The sequence below is a fragment of the Blastocatellia bacterium genome, from assembly GCA_035573895.1.
Lineage (GTDB): Bacteria > Acidobacteriota > Blastocatellia > HR10 > HR10 > DATLZR01.
The window spans coordinates 1-8,381 of sequence record DATLZR010000087.1 but is presented as its reverse complement, the minus strand read 5'-3'; the positions used below and the strand labels follow the sequence as shown (position 1 = coordinate 8,381).

Here is an 8,381-nt window from a genome sequence, read left to right as displayed (position 1 = left end):
GCGCCTCACGGAGAGGCGAACGCTTCGGCGTGCTCGATCTCCAGATCGGTCAGATCACATTCGGCGCCGCTTTGCCACTCGCCGCCGAGAGCGCCGCAGCGCGGACACTCGCCGAGGATCTCCCGACTCCGGTAGACGGTCTCGCAGAGCGTGCAGCGAATGCGCAGCGGCACGGGTGTGATCTCCAGTTGTGCCGAAGCCGCTCGCGTCTTCTCCTTCAACCAGTCGAAGGCCGCCCGGAGAGCTTCGGGAGTCACCCGCGTTCCCTCTCCCAGGCGAACCCGGACGCGGCGCACCATGGCGTCGGGACGACCGGCCAGGGCTTTCTCGATTTCTTCCAGAAGCAAGGACGCGTAGATGAGTTCATGCATACGTATGAGTGCCCCCTTGAAAATAATCATCCCATCGGATGAAAGGTTCCAGCGGATGGCTCATTCGCTGGACGCTTTCATCCGCTGGCAAACGCATTTTCTTCGTGGCGTGCGTGAGCACATTGATGATTCCCCGGATGAGCGCCCATAGACACGCGGCAATCTTCCGTTGAGGAATGGCGAAACGGGCGAGGTCCCGAGCCTCTGCCTTTCGCGCATGCCGGGCGGATGAGTCTTTCTGCTCCCTCATAGGCGGTTCCCTCGAAGGCGCATCTGAGCCTGAAACGGCGGCCCGGGCAGCAAGCGGGCGCAGGCCGTGCAGAAGCGGTTGGATTTGAGGTCTACCTGCTCGATGGAGTTGGAGTAGTGCATGACGCACTCGTAATTCTGACAATGAACCAGGCCGAAGGTATGTCCCAGTTCATGGAGCGCCTCTTTCTCGCATCGCTCCAGGAACAGGGCCTCGTCTTCAGGCAGGCCGTAGAACTGCTGGCGCAAGCGATAGACCGACACCACGGCGGCCCGCCGTCCGAGCTGGGCCTGGCCGAAGACGAACGTCAGGATGGGAATGAACAGGTCCACATCGGCCACGCCGAGAATCTTCTCCTGATCCGGCGGATCCGCCGCGGACGGCAGCAGCAGGTCATTTTCTCGTTCCACCAGGTGGGCGAGGATGCGACTGGAGTGATACTGCTGGCGCATGGGGTCGTATGCGTCGCTCACGTCAATCCGATGGGGAGAAATAGCGCAGGTCATGGCCAGGTCATCTTCCAGGACCAGGGCGAGAAATTCGAGAATCGGACGAGCTACCAAACCCACGGCGACCAGATGAATCATAGCTTGACCGACGCGTGCGCGTAGCGCAGGCTTTTGTGGCGCAGGCTTTCCAGCCTGCGGTCGTTCTTGTAGCGCAGGCTTTCCAGCCTGCGGGGTTTTTCGCAGACTAGAAAGTCTGCGCTACTTCTTCGCAGACTGGAAAGTCTGCGCTACTTTACGTGGTGCCGTCGCGGGCGAGTCCGTATTTTCGGATCTTGTTGTAAAGCGTGACCCGATCAATACCCAGCACCCGGGCAGCCTGAGAGATGTTCCACTCGGTCTCTCGCAGGATGCGCTGGATGTGCTGTCGTTCGACATCGGCGAGAGATTTCCCCAGGGGAAGCTCTCGCGTGTCATTGATGTGGAGCGGAAGATCGCTCGGCTGAATCTCTCGACCGCGACAGACCAGAACCGCTCGCTCGATGGCGTTTTGCAGCTCACGAACATTGCCCGGCCAGTCATAACTCATGAGCAGATTCAGGGCATCGCGGGAGATGCCGCTGACGGGCTTGTTCATGCTTCGGGCGAACCGCTCGATGAAGTGTTCGACGAGCAATGGAATATCCTCGCGCCGCTCGCGCAGCGGAGGAATGGCGATGGAGAAAACATTGATCCGATAGTAGAGGTCCTCGCGGAAGGTGCGGTCGGCCACCATGGCTTCGAGATCCTTGTTGGTGGCCGCGATCAGGCGGAAGTCAACGGGAATCGGCGTGTTCCCTCCGACGCGAAAGATTTTCTTCTCTTCGAGAACGCGCAGCAGGTCAACCTGCGTCTTGAGGCTGATGTCACCGATTTCGTCGAGGAAGAGCGTTCCCCCGTCGGCCAGTTCGAATTTTCCCTTGCGGCGGTAGAGGGCGCCGGTGAAGGCTCCCTTCTCGTGACCGAAGAGTTCGCTCTCGATGACTCCTTCCGACAGAGCCCCGCAGTTGACGATGATGATGGGCATGTAGCGCCGGGGACTGTTGGCATGGATGGCCCGGGCGATCAGCTCCTTGCCCGTACCGCTCTCGCCGCGAATGAGAACGGTCGTATCCGAGGGAGCGACCAGACTCACCTGCTCCAGGACGCGCCGGATCGCGGGGCTCTGACCGATGATCTCGTGGAAGCGAGCCATTTCGTCTATTTTCTGTCGCAGACGGATATTTTCGCTGAGGAGATTTTTCCGCTCCACCGCGTTGCGGATGAGGTGCTCCAGCTCATCGGGATCAAACGGTTTGACGATGTAATCGTAGGCTCCCTGTTTCATGGCGCTGACGGCTGTGTCCACCGAGGCGTAGGCCGTCATAATAATGATGGTGGCCTGGGGATTGATCTCGGTGATCTTCCGCTGGAGTTCCAATCCATCCATCCCCGGCATTTTGATGTCAATGAGGTAGATGTCCCAGGACTCGGTGGCCAGCTTCTCCAGCGCCTCTTTGCCGGAGGCAGCGACGGCGACCTCGTATCCTTCCTCGCGGAACCAGTTCCCCAGCGATTCCCGCACAATCGCTTCGTCATCCACGATGAGGATGCGAACGGCGTTTTTCTTCTGGTTCATCGCTTCACCTCAGAGTTCTGAGAGTCTTCGCTGCGGCTGCGGAGAGATGAGGACAGCGTCCCTCCCTCGGAGAGGAGGAAAAAAGGCGAGTCGGGGCGACCCACCTCATCATCCGTCTCGGTCGGATGCGGAGGGCGTTCGGGGAGACGAAGAGTGAACGTCGTTCCCTGCCCCGGAGCGGATTGGACGCGAATCTCTCCTCCGTGACGGGTGATGATGGTGAGCACGACGGACAATCCCAGTCCCAGGCTCCCCGTCTCCTTGGTGGTGAAGAACGGCTCGAAGATGCGACGCTGCGTCTCCTCATCCATTCCGATGCCGTTGTCGCGGATGAGAATTTCCGCGCCCGGCGGATCCTCCACCCGATGCGACTCGATCTCCAGCAGTCCTTCGCCGGGCCGCATGGCCTCGCAGGCATTGATGAGCAGGGCGACGAGCGCCTGCTTGATCTGCTGGGCATCGCAGATGATCGGTCCGATCTGCGGATCGAGGTCCAAGCGCGTCCGCACGCCCATGAGATCAATCTTATGCTGCACGAGCCGCAGCGATTGCTCGATGAGGGCATTGAGAGAGTTCGGCTGAGGCTTAACCCGGGTCGAGCGGGCGAACTGCAACAGATTTTTCACCAGCTCGCCGCAGCGGGCCGATTCCTGGGCGATCATCTCCAGATACTGGCGGGCGTTCTCCGGCGCGGCCCGATCCATCTTCTTGAGCAGCAGCTTGGCATAGGTGAAGATGCCCGCCAGGGGATTGTTGATCTCATGAGCGATGATGGCGGCCAGCTTGCCCATCGAGGCCATCCGCTCGACCTGCAGCATCTGGTCGTGCGCCCGTTGCAGCTCTCGTGTCTTCTCCTCCACCCGACTCTCCAGCACGTGCGCCCACTCGGTGATCTCATCGTAGGCCCTCTTCAGCTTCTCGGTCATGTCGTTGAACGAAGCGGCCAGGACGCCCATTTCATCCCGACGGGAAATGGTGATTTTGGAGGACAGGTCTCCGGCGGCCACGCGCTCGATCCCCGCCATGAGCTGCTCGATGGGGCGGTGAACCATCATCCAGATGACTCCGCCGATGACCAGCGAAACGAGCACGATCGCCAGCACAAGACCGGTCATCATCCGCCGCTGCCCCTGAATGATGACCTCATCCACGCGGGCCAGCGACATGGTCACATCGAGCACACCGAGAATCTGCTTGTCGGGCGGATGAGCATGGCAGGACGCGGTGTAACAGCTCGGTTCGTTCTCAATGGGATTGATGATCCCCAGGATGCGCTCTCCCGTCGTTCCCGTGTAGATGCGCACGCGGTCGGGCCGATTCAGCCGTCCGAGTGGTTGCTCCTGACTGTGACAGCCGTAGCAGGCTTCGGCCCGCTTGTCCACGAGCGTGTTGACCTCGCGCTCATCGGTGGAGAAGCTGATCTTCCCCTCCTCGTTGAAGATGCGGATCTTGTGCATGCCGGGCTCGGTCCCGATCGTCTTGATGATCTGGTAGACCTCATCCCGGTGATTTCTCATCATGCTGTAGCGGGTGCTGCGTTTGATGATGTCGCTTGTCCGATCGGCGCTCGTGAGTACCATCTCTTCGAGCGTTCGCCGATGAAACCGAATCGCCCAGGAACCGAACCCGGCGAACACCACCACCATGCTCGCCATCAGGCACACGGTCAGCTTCAAGCCGAGCACCGACGTCCAGCGCCGAATGGATGGTCTGCCGATGGTCGTCATGGTCCCTTATGGCAGGTGGCGCAATCTTCCTTGACGTTGAACGCCTGCTTCCCGTTATGACATCGCCCGCAGAAGGCCTCGGCGTGCATATCGCCTGGAGGCTTGCGGGGTGACGAACGATCCGAAACGGACGTCACGAGAGAATAGGGCTGATGGTGACACACCGTGCAGCGAGGGCGATTCCAATCAATATGAGAAGCATGACTGAACGTCACCGTGCCGGGACTCGCTTCGGATCGCTGATAGACGATGTCCGGAGGAACAGTGAAATGTTCCAGCCCGCGCTGAAGATCACCCTCGGCTGCCGGTGGGGCAGCCCACGCCCGCGTGGGCCGCAGTCGCAGTCCGCTGTACCCCAGAGCGAGAACGAGAACGAGGAAGACGCCTCCCACCGTGGCGACGACGGCCGTGCTGCCCTGCCGCAAGCGACGGAGCACCGCCGGCGCCGGTAATTCCACAGCCGCCGGACGGGCAACTTCCTCCGGCGGGAAGACCCGCAGGTACTTCACCGCCAGACCGAACAGCACGAACCCCAGCGCGACGATCATCATGGTCACCGAAATTTCCGTCCAGCTCGGGAAATAGGCGACGCCCGAAGAGGCCTCCATGCCGGTGATGCTCACGTTGAGCCGATTCATGATGAACCCCAGCACGACCATCACTGCCGACACAAACAAGCCGAAATCGTCGGTGCGCACGCGGGGAATCAAGAGCAACACCATCGGCGCGATCGTGCCCAGGACCATCTCGGCGAGAAACAGCCGACCCTCGTAGGTCGGTTCAAAGGCGAGCCGCAAGGCCCCCCGTCCGGCCAGGTCCTGCAACTTCAACGTGAGATAGAGAGCGAGCACTCCCACGATCACCTTTCCCAGATCCGTCAGCAGATGCAACTCCAGTCGTTTGCGAAACGCGCGAAAACTGAGGAACGATTCAAAGATCGTCATCGCGCACCCCAGCGCCAGAGCCGAGACGAAGAAGAACACCGGCAATAACGGGGAATACCAGAGCGGATGCAGCCGGTGCGGCACGATCAGAAAGAGCGATCCCAAACTGCTCTGATGGAGGAACGACAGAATCACGCCGAGAATGACCAGAGGGACCGTGAGCGCGTGCATGACCTTCAGTGGCTTCTCCCAGCGCAATCGCTCCCACAGCAGGGGGCTGAATTCCAGGGCCAGGACGGTCGTGTAGAGCATGACGCACCAGGCCACCTCGAACATCACCGAATGGGGATTCCACATCACCAGCGGATGCCAGATGTTGTAGGGCTTCCCCAGATCGAAGAGCAACGCGACGATGACCAGCAAATAGCCGAGGAAGGCCGTGAGGATCGTCGGGCGAATGATCGGCTTAAATCGCTCGATATGAAAAATGTAGACGACGGCGCTCATGGTGAATCCGCCCGCCGCCAGCGCCACTCCGCACAGAACGTCGAAGCCGACCCACAGGCCCCAGGGGAAGCGGTCGCTCAGAGCCGTACTCGCGCCCAGTCCCCCGCTGAATCGAACATAGGTGCTGTAGAGCCCGCTCAGGAAGATCACGCCGGCCACAACGCGCCAGAAGGTGATGCGAGGACGTACGATGATCTTCATACCTGCTCCTCCCGATCAGAGGGCTGGCCCTCTTCGGTCTGCCGGTTTGTGCCCAGAGCCTCCCGCTCCGCCCGTGCGACTGCAATGCGACGATTGGTGATCCACCAGAGTCCTCCGAGAAGCACTCCGCCCACCAGGACGAAGTTGGGAATCTTCTTGAGCACATTCCAGGTCAACAGCGGCAACGGCTCGGCGCTCAGATCCGTCCGATAGCCCAGGTTCTCCGGGGCGACATCGGCAATAAGTAAGACGGATGTTCCACCGACTTCTTCCAGTCCGTAAATGTGGGGATGATACCGATCGGGTTCAGCACGAATGCGGGCGCGCGCTTCTTCGATCAGCTCATCGCGGTCGCCGAATCTCGTGGCCCCGGTGGGACAGACGGCGGCGCAAGCCGTCGGCAATCCGGCGGCCACGCGATCGTAACAGAGGTCGCACTTGCGGACGCGCGGCGTCCGGCTCCGCCATTCGTACCGGGGGACACCAAAAGGACAGGCTACCATGCAATACCGACAGCCAATGCACCGATCCGGATGGTAAACCACCGGACCGAGAGGCGTCTTCTCCAGCGCCCCCACCGGACAGACCGACGCACAGGTCGGATCCTCACAGTGCATGCACAGGCGTCGGACAAATCGCCCTCGCCGATTCTGAACGACCGTGTAGGTCACAGCCGAAAGCTCATCGGCGAGAGGGTCCTCCGCCGTCACCGGAAGACGATTCCGCTCTTTACAGGCCAGGTAGCAAGCTCCGCAGCCGATGCAGCGCGTGCTGTCAAAGAGCAATCCTTTCTTCTTCCCGGTCGCCATTGTGTTCCCTCCCGGGCTTCTATACGGTCACCACATCCGAGCACAATGAGCGTGCAATTCCCGTTCCACATGGGAGTCTTCCGACTGATTCTGCGCTCAAGTTGCAAGTGATGTGCCTTCCGGGAATTGGCGAGAAGGCCGATGAGCGCTTCACTCGCACCGGTCCAGGACAGCAGCAAGAGCTGGGTGATAGCACCCACCTGCAGCCATCCGGTAGCGCGGGCCTTCCAGCCTGCGGTTGTCCCAGACTCGAACGTCTGCGCTACGTGGCTGGAAAGTCCGCGCTACGTAGACAGGAACTCCTCGGTGAAGAGGACCCACGTCTGCTCGTCCATCAACTCAAGGACGCCTGCCGTTGGATGTCCCCCATCCTGAAGGGCCTGTCCGACAGCCACCGTCTCAAGAGGTCGAGAGGCGATGAACTCCTTGAACCTTTCCAGCTCCTGCTTGAGCCAGGCGCGAGCTTCCTCGGCGATCAACAGCCGCCGCAGCGCCGAGGCAAGGTGACGGGGCTTGATGACGGCAATCCAACCCTCGACGTAGGGATCAGTCGCCAGGACTTCGGGATGTCGGGCCAGGTTCTCGTTGACCGCCACAACGGTTCCGTCCACCGGGGACCGAACGGGCGCCAGGCGATCGCCCTGACGGAGGGTGACGAGCGGCTCGCCCTCCTGAACAGTCTGTCCCGGTCGAGGCAGTTCAATTGCATCAATTCGACCGATTGCCCTCTGCACAAACTGATCCACACCGACATGAGCTGTTCCCGCCAGATCCAAGCGCATCCAGGTGTGTCCTGGACCGAGGAAGACTCCCGCCGGCACACTCACGCTCTCCAATCCAAATGTGAGCCACCGAGGCACCCCTTCCACCGGTCGAAGCTGGCGTTGACGCTGCCTGGCCTCGTTCCACTGAACGAGAGAATCCACCGCGATGAATGCCACAATTGTGAGGATGACAAATAAAGCAACCATGATCTCACCTCCTTTCCTCGCCTCCGTCGGCCATCACAGGGCCCAGGGCGAGGTTAGGCTGAGAAGGAGCAGTTTCCCGGAGCGCTGCATCGAGCGGACAATGCTCGCAATCATACTCCCGATCACAGAGCCGATAGGTCAGTACCCCGGCCAGCATCCAGATGCACTTCAGCGGTTCGCCCGATGCGGAAAAGTTTTGTTGCGCCTGTTGCCGTTTCATGGCTCTGGCTCCTTCCTTCGGTCATTGTGTTTCCACTTTTTCATGGCAACCGGCGTGCCATTGCCGATACTCCTTGGCCTTCCCCGCTAGCTGATGACACCAAATAACTTGGTGAGCGGGTTTCGGCGGAGGCGTTCTCCCTGTCGGCATCAACTCGCTGAAAAATTCAACAGGTCACGATCGGGAAGAACCGGAAATCGCCAGCAAACGATCCCCTATTTCGGTTTAGTCGAAGTTGAAAATCTCATCAGGCGCTGTTGAGAAAATCTACACTTTCCGCCGAAGGGATTGAGCAAGAAAAGACCGTGGCTTCCACCCGGAAGGGACGCCGATTCGCC

Annotated in this window: 9 protein-coding genes; all 9 read right to left on the bottom strand. The window is 60.4% G+C overall.

Translation table 11 applies throughout. The features are described 5' to 3' along the window. Positions 1-5: 5 nt before the first annotated feature. The 9 genes from VNM72_08725 to VNM72_08685 all read right to left on the bottom strand — a co-directional run bounded on the left by VNM72_08725 (position 6) and on the right by VNM72_08685 (position 8,043). Positions 6-371 (bottom strand): hydrogenase maturation nickel metallochaperone HypA, encoded by a 366-nt coding sequence (locus VNM72_08725; GenBank protein HXF05486.1) that lies wholly within the window; start codon positions 369-371, stop codon positions 6-8. Next, a complete protein-coding gene (locus tag VNM72_08720) occupies positions 364-621 on the bottom strand; it encodes a hypothetical protein (GenBank protein HXF05485.1) in 258 nt (85 codons plus the stop codon). Before VNM72_08720 ends, VNM72_08725 begins: the two co-directional genes overlap by 8 nt. Then, entirely contained in the window at positions 618-1,208 is a 591-nt protein-coding gene (locus VNM72_08715; GenBank protein ID HXF05484.1) for an archaemetzincin family Zn-dependent metalloprotease, read from the bottom strand. Before VNM72_08715 ends, VNM72_08720 begins: the two co-directional genes overlap by 4 nt. 154 nt (positions 1,209-1,362) lie before the next feature. Further along, positions 1,363-2,724: a sigma-54 dependent transcriptional regulator gene (locus VNM72_08710; protein ID HXF05483.1), complete on the bottom strand. Its 1,362-nt coding sequence runs from the start codon at positions 2,722-2,724 to the stop codon at positions 1,363-1,365. Continuing rightward, on the bottom strand, positions 2,721-4,451 hold the full coding sequence (locus VNM72_08705; GenBank protein ID HXF05482.1) for an ATP-binding protein: 1,731 nt from the start codon (positions 4,449-4,451) through the stop codon (positions 2,721-2,723). The genes VNM72_08710 and VNM72_08705 overlap by 4 nt, the downstream gene beginning before the upstream one ends. After that, on the bottom strand, positions 4,448-6,043 hold the full coding sequence (gene hybB, locus VNM72_08700; protein ID HXF05481.1) for a Ni/Fe-hydrogenase cytochrome b subunit: 1,596 nt from the start codon (positions 6,041-6,043) through the stop codon (positions 4,448-4,450). Before hybB ends, VNM72_08705 begins: the two co-directional genes overlap by 4 nt. Next, positions 6,040-6,852 carry a 4Fe-4S dicluster domain-containing protein gene (locus tag VNM72_08695; GenBank protein ID HXF05480.1) on the bottom strand — a complete coding sequence of 271 codons (813 nt, stop codon included), beginning with the start codon at positions 6,850-6,852 and terminating at the stop codon, positions 6,040-6,042. Before VNM72_08695 ends, hybB begins: the two co-directional genes overlap by 4 nt. A gap of 284 nt (positions 6,853-7,136) precedes the next feature. Continuing rightward, entirely contained in the window at positions 7,137-7,823 is a 687-nt protein-coding gene (locus tag VNM72_08690; GenBank protein ID HXF05479.1) for a glycine cleavage system protein H, read from the bottom strand. Between the two features lie 4 nt (positions 7,824-7,827). Beyond that, positions 7,828-8,043, bottom strand: coding sequence for a hypothetical protein (locus tag VNM72_08685; protein ID HXF05478.1), 216 nt, complete (start codon positions 8,041-8,043; stop codon positions 7,828-7,830). Positions 8,044-8,381: the final 338 nt, after the last annotated feature.

Bases quoted from the DNA above. Each gene is read 5' to 3' on its own strand.
- VNM72_08725 (HXF05486.1), bottom strand. From the start codon at position 371: ATGCATGAACTCATCTACGCGTCCTTGCTTCTGGAAGAAATCGAGAAA.
- VNM72_08720 (HXF05485.1), bottom strand. From the start codon at position 621: ATGAGGGAGCAGAAAGACTCATCCGCCCGGCATGCGCGAAAGGCAGAG.
- VNM72_08715 (HXF05484.1), bottom strand. From the start codon at position 1,208: ATGATTCATCTGGTCGCCGTGGGTTTGGTAGCTCGTCCGATTCTCGAA.
- VNM72_08710 (HXF05483.1), bottom strand. From the start codon at position 2,724: ATGAACCAGAAGAAAAACGCCGTTCGCATCCTCATCGTGGATGACGAA.
- VNM72_08705 (HXF05482.1), bottom strand. From the start codon at position 4,451: ATGACGACCATCGGCAGACCATCCATTCGGCGCTGGACGTCGGTGCTC.
- hybB (HXF05481.1), bottom strand. From the start codon at position 6,043: ATGAAGATCATCGTACGTCCTCGCATCACCTTCTGGCGCGTTGTGGCC.
- VNM72_08695 (HXF05480.1), bottom strand. From the start codon at position 6,852: ATGGCGACCGGGAAGAAGAAAGGATTGCTCTTTGACAGCACGCGCTGC.
- VNM72_08690 (HXF05479.1), bottom strand. From the start codon at position 7,823: ATGGTTGCTTTATTTGTCATCCTCACAATTGTGGCATTCATCGCGGTG.
- VNM72_08685 (HXF05478.1), bottom strand. From the start codon at position 8,043: ATGAAACGGCAACAGGCGCAACAAAACTTTTCCGCATCGGGCGAACCG.